The sequence below is a fragment of the Streptomyces sp. NPDC059256 genome (assembly GCF_042753785.1).
Taxonomy (GTDB): domain Bacteria; phylum Actinomycetota; class Actinomycetes; order Streptomycetales; family Streptomycetaceae; genus Streptomyces.
On the sequence record NZ_JBHYZO010000003.1, the window covers coordinates 399,074 to 417,487 of the forward strand.

The window sequence follows — 18,414 nt, forward strand, 5'->3', positions numbered from 1 at the left end:
GACCCCGTTGACCTGCACGGATAGTGAAGACGGAGACGATCATGGGGCTGCGGCGCAGCAAGCGGCGGAACGAGTCGGCGGCAGCGGGAGCGGCCTACGACCACGACCACGGCCAGGGCCAGGGCTACGGTCAGGGCGGCGCCGCGGCGGTCGAACTCCGTGGCGTACGGCGTCAGTACGGCACCCGGCGCGGTGCCGTCCACGCACTCCGCGGCATCGACCTCGTCCTTCCGCACGGCTCCTTCACCGCCGTCATGGGTCCGTCCGGCTCGGGCAAGTCCACCTTCCTCCAGTGCGCGGCCGGACTTGACCGGCCCACCGAGGGATCGGTACGCCTCGGCGGCACCGAGATCACCGGCATGAGCGAGAACAAGCTCACCCTGTTGCGCCGCACCCGGCTCGGCTTCGTCTTCCAGGCGTTCAATCTGCTGCCGTCGCTCACGGTCGAACAGAACGTCCTGCTGCCCGTGCGGCTCGCCGGTGAACGGCCCGACCGGCGCCGCGCCGCCGAGGTGCTGGCGCAGGTCGGTCTGGGGGACAAGGGAGGCCGTAGGCCCTCCGAACTCTCCGGCGGGCAGCAGCAGCGGGTGGCCCTCGCCCGGGCGCTCGTCACCCAGCCCGATGTGATCTTCGCGGACGAGCCCACCGGGGCACTGGACACCACCACCGCATCCGAAGTGCTCCAACTGCTGCGCTCCGCCGTGGACGGCCTCGGTGCCACCGTCGTCATGGTCACCCATGACCCGATCGCCGCCGCCTACGCGGACCGGGTGCTGTTCCTCGCCGACGGCTCGATCGTCGACAGCCTCGCCGGTGCCGACCCGGGCACGATCGCCGACCGGATGCGCGCCCTGACCGCCCCCGCCCACGCCTACGCCGGGATGGTGGCCTGATGTCCGGGCCCAACGGCCTCGCGCGGGCCGCGATCCGCTTCAAACCGTCCGCGTTCATCGGGACCCTCGTCGCCCTGCTGATGACCGCCGCGATCGTCTCCGCCTGCGGGATCATGCTGGAGACCGGAGTTCGCGCCAGCGTGCCGCCCACCCGCTACGAGGCCGCACCCGTAGTGGTCGCAGCGGACCAGCAGATCCGGTACACCGTCGGCTCGGGCGAGGATAAGTCGGCCGAATACGTACAGGTTCCCGACCGGGCCCGGGTGGACGCATCCCTCGTACGGACCGTGGCCGCAGCTCCCGGTGTGGCAGCGGCCGTCCCCGATGTGACCTTCCCCGTACAGGCCCCGAACCGGGGAGAGGCCGCCCTGAACGCCCAGGGCTGGGGGTCGACCGCCTTCACCGGGACCGAACTGACCGGAGGCGCGGCGCCGCGCACCGGCGATGTCGTCCTCGGCGAGGGAAGCGCGAAGATCGGCGACCGGATCCGGCTGGAAACCCCCGTGGGCGCCCGGGAGTTCCGAGTCTCCGGGCTCGTCCAGGGCGCGGGCGTGTGGTTCGACACCGCCGAGGCCGTACGGCTGTCCGGACACCCCGGCAAGCTGGACGCCATCGCCGTACTCCCCAAGCCCGGGGTCTCCGCGGGAGAGTTGTCAGGACAGGTCCGCCAGGCCGTCGACGGCAAGGCGAAGGTCCGTACCGCCGACACCCGCGGCACCTTGGAGGACCCCCTCCTCGGCACGGCGAAGGAAACACTGATCGCGCTGGGCGCCTCCTTCGGCGGCATCGCCACCATGGTCGCCGTCTTCACCGCCGCCGGTACGGTCGCCCTCTCCGTGGGGCTGCGCCGTCGAGAGTTCGCCCTGCTGCGGGCGATCGGCGCGACCCCGCGCCAGATCCGCCGCACCATCGCCACCGAAGCACTCCTCGTCGCCCCGCTCGCCGGAGCGCTGGGCTGTGTGCCGGGGGTTGCCCTGGCGCACTGGTGGTTCGGACAGTTGAAGGAGAAGGGCGCCGTTCCCGAAGCCGTGGAGCTGGTCGTCTCCCCCCTTCCCCTGTCGATCGCGGTCGCCACCTGTCTGATCACCGCCCTGATCGCGGGCTGGGCCGCCGCCCGACGACCGGCAAAAATCAAGCCCGGTGAGGCACTCGCCGACGCCGCCGTCGAACGGCTCCGCTTCGGCAAGATCCGCACCCCGCTGGGCATCGCCGCCCTGGTCGGCGGCATCGCGCTCACCGGGGTGGCGGCCAGCACCTCCGGGGAGGACGCGGCCAACACCGCCCTCGGCGTGGTCATGTGCTTCATGCTCGCCGTCGCCCTGCTCGGGCCGCTGATCGCCCGGGTCTGCGCGGGACTCTTCGGGCTGCCGCTGCGCGCTGCCGGCGCCTCGGCGTCCCTGGCCGCCGCCAACTCCCGTACCAACGCCCGTCGACTCGCCTCCGCCATGACCCCGATCGTGCTGGCCATGGCCTTCTCCTCCGTACTGATCTTCCTCCAGACCAGTACCGACCGAGCGACCGAGGAGCAGCAGCGCGCCGGAATGAAGGCCGACCACCTGGTGAGCGCACCCGGTGGGCTGCCGCTGGACGCCACCGAGCGGGCCGAACGCGTCCCCGGTGTCACGGCGGCCGTCGGCCTGGTACGCACCTCCGTTCTGGTGTCGTCGGAGATGGCCGGTGACACCTCCTGGCAGTCCGCTTCGGTCCAGGGCCTCCAGGGCGACCCGGCAGCGCTGGCGAAGGTGCAGGACCTCGATGTGCGGAAGGGATCGATGGGAGCGCTCGCCCCGGGGAAGATCGCCCTCGACCAGGTCGTGGCGGACCGTACCGGCGCGAAGGTCGGCGATCGGATGCAGATCCGTCTGCCCGACGGAACGCCCGCCGAGCCGGAGATCGTGGCGTTGTACGGCAGGGGCCTCGGCTTCGCCGAGATCACGCTGCCGGCCGCCGACCTCCAGGGCCGGGTCACCTCTCCCTATGCACAGGACCTCCTGGTGCGCGGCACCCCGGAGGCGGCCGGCGCACTCGCCGAACTCGGGACCGTCCGCGACCGCGCCGGCTATGCGACCGCCGCGAGCCTCGACCGGGAGCTGAACGCCTGGGGCAATCGCGTCATGGCGGCCATCCTCGGTGGCTTCGCAGCCGTAGCGGCGGCGAACACCCTGGTGATGACCGTGCTGGACCGCCGCCGCGAGTTGGGGATGCTCCGACTGATCGGCTCCACCCGCCGTCAGGTGCTGGGCATGATCCGTTGGGAAGCGCTCCTGGTCACCGGTGCCGGAGTGGTCCTGGGGTCGGCGATCGCGCTGGCCACACTGGTGCCGATGATGAACGGCCTCACCGGACAGGCGCCCCATGTGCCACCGCTGGTGTACGGGTCGTTCGTGGCGGCGATCGCGCTGCTGGGGCTCACCGCGACGGCGCTGCCCGCCCGGGCGGCCCTTCGGGACCACACCGGCTGAACCATGGCCGCCACTCAGTGCCCCGGGAGCCTCCAAGGCTCCCGGGGCACTTCGTCGTATGCGGCACGAGCCCTCTGACTGGACCGGCACAAGTCCTCCGTCCGGGCACAAATGGGTCCGAAGTCCCTGGTGCACAGCGTCGTAGGTCGATAAATTCCGCGTTGGTCCGTCCCGTCTCGCCGCCGGCCAGGTCGCGGAGTCCGGTCCGATCGCGGCGAGGGCGACGCATCCCGTGGATCGCGGAGAAGACCGAGGTGACGGGGGTGCGAGCGAGCGTGGGAGCGGTTGATCCGGACGACGGGAGCGCCTGACGGAAGGCCCCGAGTGTGATCGATCACCCGGGTTGCGGAGAGGCCACTCCCGCTGTGCCCCCCTTCGGGCACCCCGTATGTTGGGGCTCACGAACTCGGTTCTACCGACCGGTACGGCCCGGCCCTCCCCCAAGACGCCGGCCCGTAACCCTTTAGGGCACCGGATGGTGGACAGGGTTCCGATACAGGATTCAGGCGTGAAATATTGTTTCAGGTCAATGGTTTGATGGCCTCAGTGTGGACGCACCCCCGCGACCCCGTGAGCTGGAGCGCCCGCTGCGAGAGGAGACTGTCTGTCATGGGGACTGGCCACCGTGACACCTCTGTGTCGAGCGAGAGCAGACACACCATTGCCGTACCCCCTCAGCAGTCCCGAAGCGGTCAGACGCGGCTCTCGGAGCCCCAGGCAGCCAAGGACCCCTCGCGGGTGCTGTGGAACGAAGGCCGCCCCACGGTCCTGCTGATCGAGGACGACGCGGGCGATGCCCTGCTGGTCGAAGAGCTCGTGGCCGACAGCGGAGTCCCGCTCAACCTCCAGTGGGCCCGCTCGCTCTCCGACGCACTGCCCCTGCTGCGGCGCGAGCGCCCCCAGTGCGTGCTGCTCGACCTCCACCTCCCCGACGCACAGGGCCTCGAAGCGCTGGAGAAGGTCATCGCGATCGCCGACAGCTCCGCGGTCGTCGTGCTCACCGGACTCGCCGAGGAAGAAGCGGGCTTCGCCGCCGTCGCCGCCGGAGCCCAGGACTACCTGGTCAAAGGGCGCCTCGAACCCGACCTCTTCGCCCGCGCGATCCGCTACGCCATCCAGCGCAAGCACACCGAGCAGTCGGCCGCCGCCCTCCAGGCCGAGCGGCTGCGGGCCGAGGAGAACAACCGGCTCGAACGCGGACTGCTGCCCACCCCGCTGCTCCTCGACGACACCGTCCGGATCTGTTCCCGCTACCAGCCGGGCCGTGCGCAGGCCCTGCTCGGCGGCGACTTCTACGACGTCGTCCAGACCGAGGACGGCATCACCCACGCGGTCGTGGGCGATGTGTCAGGACACGGCCCGTACGAAGCGGCCCTCGGGGTCTGCCTCCGGGTGGCCTGGCGCTCCTTCGTCCTCGCGGGCAGCCGTGGTCAGCACCTGCTCGAACTGCTGGAACAGGTCCTCGTCGCCGAGCGCTCAGGACCGGAGATCTTCGCCTCCCTCACCAGCCTCACCTTCCGTACGCACGAGCGGACCGTGGAGGTGATGCGCGCGGGGCACCCCGGCTTCCTCGTCCGCACCCCCGACGACGTACGCCTGGAGGAAGTGCAGCCCGGGCCCGTCCTCGGGCTGCTGCCCAAAGCCGCGGAGTGGCCCACCACCCGGCTCACGGTCCCGGACGGCGGGGCCGTCGTCGTCTTCACCGACGGGCTGATCGAAGGGAAGACGGGTTCCGGCCCCGAACGGCTCGGCGAGGAGGGACTCCTCGCCATCGCCCGGCACCACCCGGAGTTGCCCGCCGACGCGTTCGTGGACATCCTCCTCAACACCGCGCAGTCCCTGGCCGCCGAAGCGGGCGGCCCGTCCGACGACATCGCGCTCCTCCACCTCGAATGGAACGGCCACTCGTGACCCCCGGCACCACCCGTCCGATAGCCCCCGGCACTCCCCGCAAGGCCCGCAGGGGGTTTCGAGGGCTGACCGTCCAGGCGTGGTTCCTGCTCGCCCTGGTTCTCATGGGGGTGGTGGCGGCGATCGCCGCATCCGTGGGCACCAAGGCCCTCGATCGCACCGAGCGGGCCAACATCCATCTCGTCGACGACATCGCGCCCGCCCGCGCCGAGGCGTTCCAGCTCAAGGCGGCGCTACTCGACCAGGAGACCGGTGTGCGGGGCTATCTCCTCACCGGGGACACCGAACTGCTGGAGCCCTACTACCGGGGAGTGGCCACCGAAGAGCGCAGCCGGGATCGGCTGGATGAGCTGATGGGCGAGGAGAAGGGGCCGGCCGCCGATCTGGCGGCGGTCGAGGAAGCCGCCGAGGGCTGGCGCTCCGAGTTCGCCGAGCCCGCGATCGCTGCCCGCAAGGAGGGCCCGGTCGAGGCGCCCGCCGCCGGCAAGGCCGCCTTCGACCGGGTGCGCAGCGCTCTCGACGCCCAGCACTCCCGGCTGGTCGACGAGCGCGCGAAATGGCGTGACGAGCTCACTGAGGCCCGTAAGCACCAGGACGTCTCACTGGCCCTGATCCTCGCCACCTTCCTGGCCGCCGCGGTGGGTCTCGCCGTACTGATCCACTTCGCCGTCGGGCGTCCCCTGACCGCCGTACGCCGGGCCTCCCAGCGGGTCGCCGACGGCGAGTTCCAGCACCACATCCCGCTCCACGGGCCCGCCGACCTCCAGGCGCTGGCCGAGTCCGTGGAGGCGATGCGCGTCCGTGTCGTCGCCGACCTCGACGCCTCCCAGCGCAACGAAGCCGCCCTCCACCAGCAGGCGGCCGACCTGGAGGAGCAGCGGGTCGAGCTGGAACGCTCCAACGCGGAGCTGGAGCAGTTCGCGTACGTCGCCTCCCACGACCTCCAGGAGCCGCTGCGCAAGGTCGCGTCCTTCTGCCAACTGCTGGAGAAGCGGTACGGCGAGGAACTGGACGACCGCGGGAAGCAGTACATCGGCTTCGCCGTCGACGGCGCCAAGCGGATGCAGATCCTCATCAACGACCTGCTGACCTTCTCCCGGGTGGGACGGCTGCACGACAGCATCGAGACCGTCCCGCTCGACGGCTCCTTCGACCGGGCCGTGCGCGATCTGTCCGTCGCCATCGCGGACTCCGGTGCCAGCATCGACAAGAAGGCCGAACTGCCCTCCGTACAGGGAGATCCGACCCTGTTCGCGATGTTGTGGCAGAACCTGATCGGCAACGCGGTCAAGTTCCGCAGCCCCGACCGCGTGCCGCACATCGAGGTCGCCGCGGCCCCCGACGAGCAGGAGGGCTTCTGGCGGTTCGTGGTCACCGACAACGGCATCGGCATCCCGGCCGAGTTCGCCGACAAGGTTTTCGTCATCTTCCAGCGGCTCCACAGCCGTGACAGCTACAGCGGCACCGGGATCGGACTCTCCCTGTGCAAGAAGATCATCGAGCACTGCGGTGGCCGGATCTGGGTCGACACCGACCACACCGAGGGCACCCGCATCGTCTTCACGCTCCCCGTGGAAGCATCGCCCGCCGAGCCCGCGGAGCCAGCGGCGGACGCAACAGCGCTGCCGTCCCCCGTCACCGAACCTGCCCCTGAAGGAAGCGCCCCATGAGCACCCCAGCCCTCTCCCAGCCCGTAGAGGTCCTCCTCGTCGAGGATGACGCCGGCGACGAGTTGATGACGCGCGAGGCGTTCGAGGACAACAAGATCGGCAACACGCTGCACGTGGTGCGCGACGGGCTGGAAGCGCTGGACTTCCTCTACCGCCGCAACGGCCACACCGACGCCCCGCGGCCCGACCTGATCCTGCTCGACCTCAACCTGCCGAAGTACGACGGCCGGCAGGTGCTGGAGAAGATCAAGTCGGACCCGGACCTCAGCCACATCCCCGTGGTGGTGCTCACCACGTCGGCAGCGGAGGAGGACATCCTCCGCAGCTACCGACTGCACGCCAACGCCTATGTCACCAAGCCGGTCGACCTCGACCAGTTCATGCAGGCGATCCGCCAGATCGACGACTTCTTCGTCACCGTCGTCAAGCTGCCGCGCTACCGCTGAACCGGCCGCGGGCACATTCGATCAGGCAGCCGCCAGTCGGGCGACGTCGTCCGGGGCCAGACCCGTCAACTCGACGATCCGGGCCGCGGGGACACCGGCCGTCAGCGCCCTGAGGACCAGGGCCTCCCAGTCCTGCGCGGTGTCCCGGAACGCCAACAACTCATCCTCCACCTCGGTGATCGACTGCGGTGCGCACTCCCGTTGCACCCGCTCGACCTCCTCGTCGCTCAACGGCACGGGCAGCCGGTCGGCGTCATCGGGGATCAACACCTCGGAACCGGCCGGGACGATCCGCACCCGCTCCGACGACGGGGGCATCCCGTGCGCGTCCAACCAGGCCCGTACGGCAGGGGCGTCCAGGCACTCCAACGCGCCCACGGCACCGAGCGCGGCACCGAGCCGGGCCCGGCGCTCGGGCAGGAGAAACAGCTGAGCCTCATCGGCCACGGCACCGACCGCCTTCCGTTCATCGCGGGCCGCCGTCGAAGGTCAGGCCGCCCTGGGCGGACGCTTCCCCCGCACGCGCCCGATACGCCTGCTACCCGCACAATCTTCCCCAGTGCGGTCAGGGGCCGGGGTCGCCTATGCGTCGGCGCAGCCGGTGCAGGCCCCGGCGGGCATGGCTCTTGACCGTGCCCAGCGGGATGCCGGTCCGCTCGGCGATCTGGGCCTGGGTCAGGTCCTCGTAGAAGGCGAGGCACAGGACCTCCCGCTGCGGTCCGGGGAGCCTGCTCAACTCATCGACGATCAGCACCCGGTCCAGTGCGCCCTCCGGGGAGGCGCCGCCGTCGTGGAGCGTACGACGTACGGGGGACCGGGCGGCGGCGGTGGCGAGTTCACCACGGCGGCTGCGGGCGGCCAGCGCGTCCACGGTCTTGCGGCGGGCGATGCCCACCAACCAGGCGCCCAGCGGGCCGCGGTCGGGTCGAAAGCCGCTGCGACCGCGCCACGCGGCGAGGAACACCTGCTGGGTCACGTCCTCCGCTTCGCGGGCATCCCCGAGCGTACGGGCCGCGAGAGCGTGCACCAACGGTCCCCAACGGCGGTAGATCGTGGCGAAGCACCGCTCGTCGCCCGCCAGGAGGCCGTTGGTGAGCCGTTCGTACTCGCGGCTCTCCTCGGCGGGTGGGCGCAGCGGTCCGATCGTCGCGGTCCGGCCGGTCGATCCGGCCAGTGATGTGGTGCTCATGCCGTCGCTCCCTCTGCCGGTCGAATCCGGTGTGCCTGCAACCGACGCAGTCGCCCGGCTCCGTTCACTGCGGTCCGACCCGGGACGGCGGGGGGCGTCCCGGGGCGGGTGTCCCAGTGTTGGGTCCGGTAAACGACCCCTTCAACATGCATCGTTTGTGCGTCGTATGATCCATCGATGGGAACGTACGCGGAGCCCGTCGAGCAGAGCGGCGGCCTCACCACCGGCGCGGTGGCACGGCGCCTCGGCGTCGCCCCCACCACCCTGCGCTCATGGGACCGCCGGTACGGGATCGGCCCGGCCGCGCACGTGGGCGGCAAACACCGGCGCTGGACGGCGGACGACATCGCCGTACTGGCCCGGATGTGCGATCTGACCAGCACGGGACTTCCCCCGGCCGAGGCCGCGCGCCTGGCCAGGACCGCCCCCGCCACCAGCGGTGACAGACCTCCGACGATGTCGTCCGGGCTGCCCGTCCAGCGGCGGGGCCCGCGGCGCGCGGCGCGCACGGGACTGCAACTCGGCGATGTGCGCAAGGAATGCCGGGGGCTGGCGCGCGCCGCACTGAGGCTCGACGCGGAAGCCGTGGACGCACTCCTCGACGCGGCCATCGCCGACCATGGACTGGTCACCGCCTGGAACGAGGTCGTCGTACCCACACTCCTGGCCGTGGGGCGCAAGTGGGAGAGCTCGGGCGAACGGTACGTCGAAGTCGAGCACCTGCTCTCCTGGCACGTCTCCAGTGCCCTGCGGCGCGCCCACACCGCACCTTCCGGACAGTTGCCGGGACCCCCGGTCCTGCTGGCCTGCGTCCCCGGCGAGGGTCACACCCTTCCATTGGAGGCGCTCGCAGCGGCCCTGGCGGAACGGGGCTTCCCGGTGCGGATGTTCGGTGCCGCGCTCCCCGTGGAGGCCCTGGACGGAGCGGTGCGCCGGATGGGCCCGGCGGCCGTGGTGCTGTGGGCGCAGTCCCGGACGACGGCGAGTCGGCCGCTCGCCCAGCACGTCGCCGGCATCAGTTGGGGTGTGCGCGGCGCCCGTCGACAACCGTTGGTACTGGTCGCGGGCCCCGGTTGGGCGGGATCACCGGTGCCGGGCACGGTACGTCCGCTGGCGCTTGAGGAGGCCATCGACGCCCTGGAGTCGATGCGTTCGCGCTGGCCGTGACTGGTGTGTGCGGCGGGTATCCCCGCTGGATTCCGTCGGGTCGGTAGGTCCCGGCCGGGACCGGACTCGCGGAAAGTCCGGGCGCCCGCGGGAGAACCGCTTGTGGGAAGTCCGGACTCTCGAAAGGTCCGGTCGGAAGTCCGCTCAGAAGTCCGGTTGGGCTCGCAGGGGAGCCAGGGCGTCCGGCGCGGCTCCGCCGTGGAACGACCAGCCGGGGAATCCGCCCCAGGCGATCGATTCCCTGAGGTACTCGACCAGGGTGATCCCCGGGCGTCCGGCCACCCCGAGCAGGACCGGGTCCGCGCACCGGTCCGGCAGCGCCACGTCGTGCGAACCGCCGCTGACGTTGGCCTTGTGGAGTTCGTCCGGCGCCACGACGAACAGGAAGCCGTCCTCGTCCGGCTCCTCCTGGAACTCCTCCCACTCGCACCGCAACAATGCCGCGTCGCAGAGCCACAACGGATCCGGGTACTCGGGGCCGGGCGGCATCGTGCTCTGCCCGGGGCCGTGCTGGTAGTGGAGGTTGATCGCCTCCCAGTCGCCGAGGAAGGACACCCCGCCCACCACCTGGAGGCACGCCGTGAGCGCGGCGGGCAGTCCGCCGATCTCCTCGTCGAGCTCGGCCACCGTGCGGCGATCGGCGTCCGTCGGCGGCCGGTGCAGCGGTACGTCCACACCGACGAAGCCGAGCTCGGGCAGCATCGCCGCCAGCCGTGCCACCTGCCCGGCCACCCGCTCCATGGTGACCGCGCACACGGCGGCGACATCATCATGGAGAGCGGGAGGCACCGGTCCGAGGGCACGCAACTCGCGCCACACCGCGTCGTGTTGCCCGCTCGCATAGCGCTGGAAGTAGGACGTCACGGACGCAGAGTAAGGCCGGTCACCGGCACCTCCGCAATGAGGTCCACCTCAGAAAGAGCGGTCCTCCGCCGAATCACCAGCGGGAGCCGGCGAGGATCAGCACGATCACCAGGGCCGTGGTCACGGCGATCAGGGCAACGATCAGCCGGCGCCGCTCGCGTCTCCATCGCTCCGGCCCCTCTCCCGAGCCGGATGGCCCCTGCTGTTCGACCCCGTCCAGCCGTTCGGCTGATGGCTGCTGCTCGACGCCTGTCCGTCGCTCTCCGGATACCCGGTTCTGTCGCCCTCCGGATGCCCGGTCGGGCTCGTCCCCCTGGGCGTCGCCGACCACAGCCTGACCGCTCGGCGTCCCGCGTACCGGGTCAGCGAGATCGCCAACCGGGCGATCACCACCACCCACTCCCTCAGCGGTGCCCGATCCGACGCGTGCCTCCTCCTGGGTGGGGAGGACCGGGCCGTCCGGTCGTGGGTGGCGGCCCCGAAGGGCCGCCTGTACGTTCCTCTCCGACAGATAGGGGGTCTGTGCCTCGACCCGCAGGGTGCGTCCCGTACCCGCAGCGGCGATCGGCAGTGACCGGTGCAGCGGAAACGTAGCCGAATCCGCCAGGTAGAAGGCCCGTACCGTCGGCAGGCACAGGTCGTGCAGCAGGGTGAAGAAGGCGTCCGTGGCATCCGGGCCCGGGCCGGACCGGTACACCACACCCTCGATCAGGGGAGTGCGTCGGGTGTGGCGGTCGAAGTCGTCGTCCCGGCCAACGTCGCCGCCCCGCAGATAGACGACGCGGTACAACAGCCACAGCCGCACCGCACCCCGATCACGGAACTCGCGCCGGTAGACCACGTCCTCCGACACGGTCCCGCCCGCCGCGTCCGACAGCAGATCGTGCTGCTCGGCCTCGACGAGGAAGTCGGGAGCGACGACGATCCGAAACCCCGTCCGCACCGAGCGGGTGATGGCGAACGGCCAGGCCACCCCGGGCTCGTCCGGCAGTCCCTGCTCCATCACACGCCCCCCGAACCGAGGTGCGAACCGGGGTGGGACGCCTCGAACTGTGCGAGCCTCGCCTCGAACAGCGCAACGAGCCCGGTGAGGGCCTCCTGTTCGGACTTGGCCTGGAGCACCTGGTCCCGCAGGGCGACGACATCGCGCTCGACCTGCTGGCCGTAGTCGTCGACCTTGCGGGAGACGAAGTCCATGAACGGACCGAGGAACTCCTGCTGGAGCAGGCGCATCGCGGGCTGGTTCACGGAGGCGGCGCCCAACATGACCTTCACCCGGGGCAGTCCGCCCTGGAGGGCACGTACCCACGACAGCTTGCGGTTCTGCTGCTCCGCCTCGGCGGCCTTGTGTCCGGCGCGGTCCTCGGCGGCGAGCCGTCGCACGTTCTGCTCGAACAGGTCTATCAACACCGCCATCAGCGGTACTTCGACATGGGTGGGACGGGGAAAGCCTCCCTGCTTCACCATGTTGTCCCCGTCGGGCAGGGCGAACCCGGCACCCAATGCGCTGACGGGGATGATCCGCAGGGCTCCCCTGGTGTCGTTGGCCGCCAACCGGTTCTCGTAGATCGTCTGGAAGTGCGGGTGCTGCAACAACTGCTCCAGCACCTGGCTGACCGAGTACCCGGCGGCCTCCACCAGGTCCCACTTGGTGATCACGAAGTGCATGACGGCACGGCTGTGCTCCAGCCGGTTGAAGACGGGCAGGAGTTCCTGGATCAGCCCGTAGTCGCCTTCGAAGCAGCGTTTGACCTTCGCCCCGTCCAGCAGGATCAGCAGGAACTCGGACTCGTCGATGCGCTTCCAGATGTGCCTCTCCTGCTCGCTGGTGCGCGCCGCATGGGTGAGGTGCTCACCGGCGAAGTCCATGTAGTTGATCGTGAACGGGGTGAACACCTCGTCGGCCGCGGTGCGGATCGCGCAGGTGAAGTTCCACTCCGACACCTCGTTCAACAGGGTCGGGTCGGGCCAGCGATCCGGGCTGATGATCTCGCCGTAGACCTCGTTGAGCTTCTTGCTCTGGTCCTGGGGGAGTCGGATGAAGAATCCGGTGTCGCTGCGTTGGAGGGCCAGCCGGTGGAAGAGGCTGGCGAGGTAGACGGTCTTGCCTGACTGGTGCGGTCCGAGAACGGTGACCGGAATGGCTGGCATCTGCTGCCTCACAGGAATGTGCCGGTGACGTCGGGGGAGGTGCGGCCGGGGGAAGGCCATTGGCCTTCCCCCGGAGCCCCCCCGACGCCCAGTAGAGCCGTTCGAGGCATCGCGAAACCGGTCTCAGTGCGGGTTCACGCCATCAGTTTCCGGACCGGGGCGGTTCAGTCAGTTTCCGGACGGGGGTGGTTCAGCCCCTCAGATCGCCGGACCGGGGCGCGGATGGAGCCGTATCCAGGCCCGGGAGGTGAACTCCTTCTCGGGGAGGTCGACTCGGACGCATTCGAAGGAGCGCTCGTCCAGTCCGAGGTAGGCGTGTGGGACCAGGTCCCGGTAGAGCGGGTCCGACCAGGCGACGGCCAGGTCCGCACGGTCGCTCTCGCGCAGCGCGGTCCGCAGCGGCGGCGAATCCAGCACGCGGAAGAGTTCCACGACGGCCGTGCCGAGGAAGCCGCTGTGGCCCTCGCGGGTGAGGCCCTGGTGGAGGCTGGCGCGCATACGGGTGGGCAACAGGTCGTCGGGTCGGTTCGGGTCGCTGTTGGCGGCGTGGAGGGCGAACGTCAATCCACGCAGCAGCCGGTCGACGGTCCGCGGTTCGTCCACGCCGACCGGCAGCACCAGCAGATACCCGTCGCCGGACGCCTGCCGGCCACAGGTGTGCCAGTCGATTCCGGAGGCCGTGCAGGCCCCGCGCACGGCACGCCACAGATCGCGTTGGATCCGGGGCATCTGGGTATCGTGGCGGCGGCTGTAGCGCTCCACGTCGACCGCGAACATCAGTCGGCGCAGCCAGGGCAGACCCGCCAGCCTGCCGGCCTCCGATGTGTCGTCGTCCTCCGGGCCTGCCGTCGTCTCCGGTACGTCGTGAGGCGCCGTGGCCAGCGGGAAGGGAAGGCTTGGACCGGGTGCGGCGAGGGGCCAGGCGTCCGCGAAACCGACCTGGAACCGGACGCTCTCCTGGGTCCGTGCGGATGCCCCGACCGGACGGCCGAGGAGCGTACGGCGGATCACGACCTCGGCCGTCAGCAGCCCCGAGACCCCGGCCTCGGCGCTGGCGGGGTCCAGTCGCACCAGCACCTGGGCCCAGTGCCCGTCAGGGCGCAGCCCGCCGTGCGGCCGTTCGAAGACCCAACGCAACCGGTGGCTGCCACGCCCGAACACGGACGCCTGGGTGCCGTCGTGGAGCACCGTGCCGGACGCCGGTGCCGGCTCCAGGGCCCGTGCCGTCATGTCGTCCAACTCCAGGCCCAGTTGCACGGTGGTGTACGTCCGACCACCGGTGAGGGGGGCGAGGTCGAACGGGAAGCAGAGCAGCAGGTCCACCGGTGCACCGGGAGCGGTGGGGCCGGTGAGCCGGTAGACGAGGGGACGTACGAAGGTCACCGAGGCTTCGCGGTCCTGCGTGCGGTCGTCGCCCAACAGCACGGAGTCCGTGTACAGCCCGACCGTGGCGAGCACGTCGTCGAAGTCCTCCGGCCGCAGTTCGTCGTACATGTGTCTCGATGCCTCTCTCTCGTAGCCTCGTAGCCTCGTAGCCTCGCGGGCTCGTGATCCCGTGGTTCGGTGGTGCCCGTGCGTGCCGTGTTCCGGTGGTGCCGACGGGGTGTTCGATCAGCTGCCCAGGCCGAGGAGGACGGCTGACGCCCAGCGGGCGGGCGCATCGGGATACATCTCGGCCCAGGCCAGTTGGGCGCGGCGCAGCGCGGCTGCGCGGCCGGCGCCTTCGTGCAACCAGTGCTGGTGGAAACGGTGCACCAGATCGAGGCTGTCCTCCTCGCGGATGGGTGCGAGCGAGAGCAGGACCGCGGTCGGGCCGCGCACCAGCAGGGGTCTGCCGAGGCCGATGACCCCGTCGGCCGTGATGCGTCCGAAGCCGCTCTCGCAGGTGGTGAGGATGACCAGGTCCGCGCCGAGGGGCAGTTCGGCGAGGTCACGGGCGCGCAGTCGGCCGTCGTGGTCCGCTGTTCGGGCGAGTGCGACGAAGGAGTCCAGCGGACTGCCCGGGCCGCTGCCGTACACCTGGGTGTGGGTGGCCAGACAGAGGACCGAGGCGAGGACCGAGGCGTCGTGGGCGGCTTCCCGGAGGCGGGATGCGGTCGCGGCGGTGCCGCTGTGGACGGTGCTGGCGCCCTCCCCGTACAACTGCGCCACCAAGGGGAACGACTCCCGGGTCCACGGCAGCGGAGCCAAGCCGTCCGGCATGGGCTCGGGGTCGACGAACGCCAACAGCCGTGGTGTACGGGACGGGAGCGAGCGGTGTGCTTCCCTGCGGTCCAACAGTCCTTCGAGGAGGGAGAGCGCGGGCAACAGGGTCAGTGCGTGGCGCTGTACGAGCGGGCGCCCCTCCCGGTCCGGCAGTGCGGCGAAGGGAACCTCGTACAGGACGCCGTGCGGAACGATCGCCACCGGCTGCTCGGGGTCGAGCGGGAGGCGCTGGTCCCGTGCGGTCGGCCAGAGGATGTCCCCGAGCCATCGGAGCGCTTCTTGTACCTGTCGGACCGAAGACCGCTGGCCGGGCAGGCCCGCGAGACGGACGGTACGGGCGGCGGCTGCGAGCCGCTGGGCGGGCACCTGCCGCACATCGGCGCTCAGGGCGCCGTCGGCTCCCACGGTCCAACTCGCCAGTCGGTCGCCGTGGAGGTGGTAGACCACGACCGGGGTGCCATGCCGGGCCAGGAGCCGCCGCAGACGTTCCTCGTTCAGCGGGGGCGGGGCGCCGAAGACCCATGCGGGGTTGGCCGGGGCATCGGTTGTCGGGACAGGACCGAGTGTCGGGGCGGGGGCATCGGTTGTCGGGGCAGGAGCGTCCAATGTTAGGGCGGGGGCATCGGTAGCCGGGGCCGGGGTGTCGGTTTCCTGGCCCTGGGCGGTTTCCGAGCGGCCCACGAGGTCGGCCCATGCGCGGGCCCGGCCCGCCTCGGCGGCCAGCAGTGCCGTCCCGGGCTCGCCGAGGTCGAGGAGGGCCGTCACCAACTGCTCGTGATAGGGAGCCGCTCTCCCTCCTTGCGCGATGCGTTCCTCATCGGTGTCGAGCAGGGTCCGACTCCGTTCGATGCGGTGGCTCTGGGCGAGGAGGGTGTGCAGGGTTCCGGTCACCAACTGCCTGCCGAAGCGGCCGGCCCCGGGCTGGTGCGGGTCAGGGGCGATGAGTGCGGTCCGCAGCCGAGCGGCAGCGATGAGCCGGTCGATCAATGCCTCCTCGTCCCGCGTGGCCGCATCACAGGCGCACTGGTGCTCCAGGATCTGGAGGGCGCTGATCCGTTCCTGGTCCTGTCGGGTGGGGAGGGTGGCCTCGGCCAAGGCCCGTCGATAGAGGACGAGCGCGCGGCGCAGCAGGGGGCGGGCCTCCGCATAGCGGCGCTCCAGGGTCAACCGCTGCCCCAGGTCGCGTAGTTCGATGCGGTCGTGCCAGACGGCCTGTGCCTCGGGAGCGATGGGGTGTGCTTCGGTGCGGGTCAGGACGGCGAATTCCGGTTCCTCCGCGGGATCGGTCCGGGGAGCGACCAACCCGACGGTGAGATCGAGTGGGCGAAACAGTCGTAGCACCGCTCGGCCGTCGTCGCGTACCGCCCGGTCGTCGGCGGTCAACCGCCAGCTGTGGGTGTCGGTTTCCGTCCCCGTCCCCGTCCCCGTCCGGGGCGGGTTCGGGTCCAGGTCGAGCCGGGGGAGGGGACCGTACCGACCTCTCCAACCGCCGTGCAGACCGCGGGGTGTGGGCAGCGGATCTGAGTGCTCACCGCTGGGCTCCTCAGTGGAGCGCGGTCCGGTCGGCTCCAGGGCCGGGGGCTCCACCTGGTCGGTGTCCTTCATGGCGCCGCCTGCGGTGACCGTCGCATCGAGGTGTGCCCGCAGTCGGCGGTGTCCACCGGTGAAGGGGTCCAGTGCGGTCAACTCGATCGATCCGGTGAGGTGTCCGGCGTTGAGGGCGAGCCGCACAAGACCGGTTTCGGCGCTGATGGGGAGGGCGAAGTCGGGCAGGAACGGGGAGTGCTGGGGGATGTTCCAGACGGGGGCGTCCGTGTTGGTGTGCTCGGGGCCGTACCGCACGGTCAGCTGGGAGTCGTTCGTGCCGGAGGTGGCTGTGGTGCCGGTGCCGGTGGGTTCGACGGTGAAGGCGGCGCCGTCCGTGCAGTGGGCGATCCAGAGCACCGACCACGGCCGGCCCGGTTCACTGCTGTGGAGGGACATGGCCGGTGCGGTCGCCGCCCGACAGACGCGCGGTGCAGGTCCGAAGGAGACTTCGACGGGGTGGCCCGAAGACGGTTCACCGGGCGCTGCTGTATCTGCCTGACCTTGTGGGCTTCGTGCGCTTCGTGGTTTTGGTGGACTCTGTTGACTCAGTGGGCTCAGTGGAGCTTCGGGAGCCAGCGGGATGAGCCTGCCGGTGAAGGAGAGGCCCCATGGCCCATCGCCCTCCGCTGCGGGCGGTTCCTGGCAGTCGGCGGCGGGTTCCAGCACCGCCCGGACGCGTACGGCGTACGGCCAGGTGGCACCGCAGCCCACGCTGAGCGCGTCCAGTCGAGCAGCCGCGGTGCCGGTAGAGGTCAACCAGCCGTCGAACGACCCATCGGCGCCATCGGACGCCGTGAGCATGACTGACCCGTTCGGACCGTGGGACCACGACCCTGACCAGCGACTGCGGGCCTGCCCCCGGCCCCAGTGGAGGGAGAGGCCACCGTTGTCCGTCAACTCCAGCCGCAGGGAACGAATCCGTCGGCGCATTCCATGGCCGCTCTCATGCGGCCCGCTGATGATGTCCACCGTCGCCAGTTCGGGCAGTCGTAACCCCCAGGGCTCGACGCCGGCACTGTCCCCGACGACTCTCCAACTGCCCACGGCAGCGGTGCGGTTCATCACTCCTCGCCGCCGATGGCGGCGTACTCCCGAAGTCGGGGCACGGAACGAATGACGAGTCTGCACCGCCCGAAGGTGATCACACCTGCGTCGGCGAGTTCGTGCAGCGCATGGTGGACGCGCCGCTCCTTGGCCCCGATGAAGCCACCCCACTCCGCCTGGGTGAGCCCTGGTCTGACGCGTAATCCGTCTCTCTCGCGCGTCCCGTACTGCTCGGCCAGATCGAGGGCTGCCCGCGCCATCCGGGCGATGACGGGGCCGCTGACGAAGTCCTGGCGGCGTCGGGAGGCGGTGCGTCCACGGTGGGTCTGGTTGCGCATGACGGCCCGTGCGGCGGCCGGGTTCCCGGTGGCCCACTGGAGCCACTCCTCCTGTGAGATCCGACGGGCGTGCAGCGACTGGGCGGCGGTGACGGTCGCGGAGCGGGGCCCGCCGTCGAACGCAGCGGTCTCGCCGACGACATCACCCGCGGCGCGCACATCGATGAGGACGGGTGCGCCGGACGCGTCGGTGAGGGTCACTTTGGCGAAGCCGTCGAGCATCAGCAGGACGAAGGTGTCGCGGGCGTGCGCGAAGAGCATCGTCTCGCCGCGGGCATAGACCCTGGCGGTGCCGCAGCGCTCCAGAGCGAGGCGGGCTTCCACACCGCCCGGCCCGCTTTGGGCGAGCTCGTGCAGCAGGCTTCCCGCCGCCCAGTCCAAGCCCTGAGGCGGGTGCGCTGTCCGTCGGCGGGTGGGTATCTCTCCAACGCTCACTGCCCGTCCCCCTGAGGCGTTGACGTCCGAGCACATTCAGCCAGAAGGGGGA

14 protein-coding genes are annotated in these 18,414 nt (G+C 70.8%); 6 read left to right on the forward strand and 8 right to left on the reverse strand.

Annotated features, from left to right (window positions below; all coding sequences use genetic code 11):
- Positions 1-41: 41 nt before the first annotated feature.
- The 5 genes from ACFXJL_RS09740 to ACFXJL_RS09760 all read left to right on the forward strand — a co-directional run bounded on the left by ACFXJL_RS09740 (position 42) and on the right by ACFXJL_RS09760 (position 7,382).
- Positions 42-893: an ABC transporter ATP-binding protein gene (locus tag ACFXJL_RS09740; protein ID WP_384690836.1), complete on the forward strand. Its 852-nt coding sequence runs from the start codon at positions 42-44 to the stop codon at positions 891-893.
- Positions 893-3,355, forward strand: coding sequence for an ABC transporter permease (locus ACFXJL_RS09745; protein WP_384690839.1), 2,463 nt, complete (start codon positions 893-895; stop codon positions 3,353-3,355). Before ACFXJL_RS09740 ends, ACFXJL_RS09745 begins: the two co-directional genes overlap by 1 nt.
- Before the next feature lie 609 nt (positions 3,356-3,964).
- A complete protein-coding gene (locus ACFXJL_RS09750; RefSeq protein WP_358881815.1) occupies positions 3,965-5,266 on the forward strand; it encodes a fused response regulator/phosphatase in 1,302 nt (433 codons plus the stop codon).
- Positions 5,263-6,936 carry a CHASE3 domain-containing protein gene (locus tag ACFXJL_RS09755; protein WP_384690842.1) on the forward strand — a complete coding sequence of 558 codons (1,674 nt, stop codon included), beginning with the start codon at positions 5,263-5,265 and terminating at the stop codon, positions 6,934-6,936. Before ACFXJL_RS09750 ends, ACFXJL_RS09755 begins: the two co-directional genes overlap by 4 nt.
- The gene (locus tag ACFXJL_RS09760) at positions 6,933-7,382 is read left to right on the forward strand and encodes a response regulator (RefSeq protein WP_358881813.1); all 450 of its coding nucleotides are present in this window, start codon (positions 6,933-6,935) and stop codon (positions 7,380-7,382) included. Before ACFXJL_RS09755 ends, ACFXJL_RS09760 begins: the two co-directional genes overlap by 4 nt.
- Before the next feature lie 21 nt (positions 7,383-7,403).
- On the opposite strand, the gene ACFXJL_RS09765 is transcribed toward ACFXJL_RS09760, so the two are convergent.
- A complete protein-coding gene (locus ACFXJL_RS09765; RefSeq protein ID WP_384643726.1) occupies positions 7,404-7,829 on the reverse strand; it encodes a DUF6003 family protein in 426 nt (141 codons plus the stop codon).
- A 118-nt stretch (positions 7,830-7,947) separates the two neighbouring features.
- Positions 7,948-8,571: a sigma-70 family RNA polymerase sigma factor gene (locus ACFXJL_RS09770; RefSeq protein ID WP_358881811.1), complete on the reverse strand. Its 624-nt coding sequence runs from the start codon at positions 8,569-8,571 to the stop codon at positions 7,948-7,950.
- A 177-nt stretch (positions 8,572-8,748) separates the two neighbouring features.
- Between ACFXJL_RS09770 and ACFXJL_RS09775 the strand changes: the two genes are divergently transcribed.
- A complete protein-coding gene (locus tag ACFXJL_RS09775) occupies positions 8,749-9,738 on the forward strand; it encodes a MerR family transcriptional regulator (protein ID WP_384690847.1) in 990 nt (329 codons plus the stop codon).
- 144 nt (positions 9,739-9,882) lie between these two features.
- Here the strand turns inward: ACFXJL_RS09775 and ACFXJL_RS09780 are convergent, their stop codons facing one another.
- The 6 genes from ACFXJL_RS09780 to ACFXJL_RS09805 all read right to left on the reverse strand — a co-directional run bounded on the left by ACFXJL_RS09780 (position 9,883) and on the right by ACFXJL_RS09805 (position 18,362).
- Positions 9,883-10,602, reverse strand: a complete 720-nt coding sequence (locus ACFXJL_RS09780) for a hypothetical protein (protein ID WP_384690849.1) — start codon at positions 10,600-10,602, stop codon at positions 9,883-9,885.
- A gap of 73 nt (positions 10,603-10,675) precedes the next feature.
- Positions 10,676-11,605 carry a hypothetical protein gene (locus ACFXJL_RS09785; protein ID WP_384690852.1) on the reverse strand — a complete coding sequence of 310 codons (930 nt, stop codon included), beginning with the start codon at positions 11,603-11,605 and terminating at the stop codon, positions 10,676-10,678.
- A complete protein-coding gene (locus ACFXJL_RS09790; protein WP_384690855.1) occupies positions 11,605-12,753 on the reverse strand; it encodes a hypothetical protein in 1,149 nt (382 codons plus the stop codon). Before ACFXJL_RS09790 ends, ACFXJL_RS09785 begins: the two co-directional genes overlap by 1 nt.
- Positions 12,754-12,951: 198 nt before the next feature.
- Positions 12,952-14,247 carry a hypothetical protein gene (locus tag ACFXJL_RS09795; RefSeq protein WP_384690858.1) on the reverse strand — a complete coding sequence of 432 codons (1,296 nt, stop codon included), beginning with the start codon at positions 14,245-14,247 and terminating at the stop codon, positions 12,952-12,954.
- Positions 14,248-14,364: 117 nt separating this feature from the next.
- Positions 14,365-17,607: a CHAT domain-containing protein gene (locus ACFXJL_RS09800; RefSeq protein WP_384690861.1), complete on the reverse strand. Its 3,243-nt coding sequence runs from the start codon at positions 17,605-17,607 to the stop codon at positions 14,365-14,367.
- Positions 17,607-18,362, reverse strand: coding sequence for a Crp/Fnr family transcriptional regulator (locus ACFXJL_RS09805; RefSeq protein WP_384690864.1), 756 nt, complete (start codon positions 18,360-18,362; stop codon positions 17,607-17,609). The genes ACFXJL_RS09800 and ACFXJL_RS09805 overlap by 1 nt, the downstream gene beginning before the upstream one ends.
- Between the last annotated feature and the right edge of the window lie 52 nt (positions 18,363-18,414).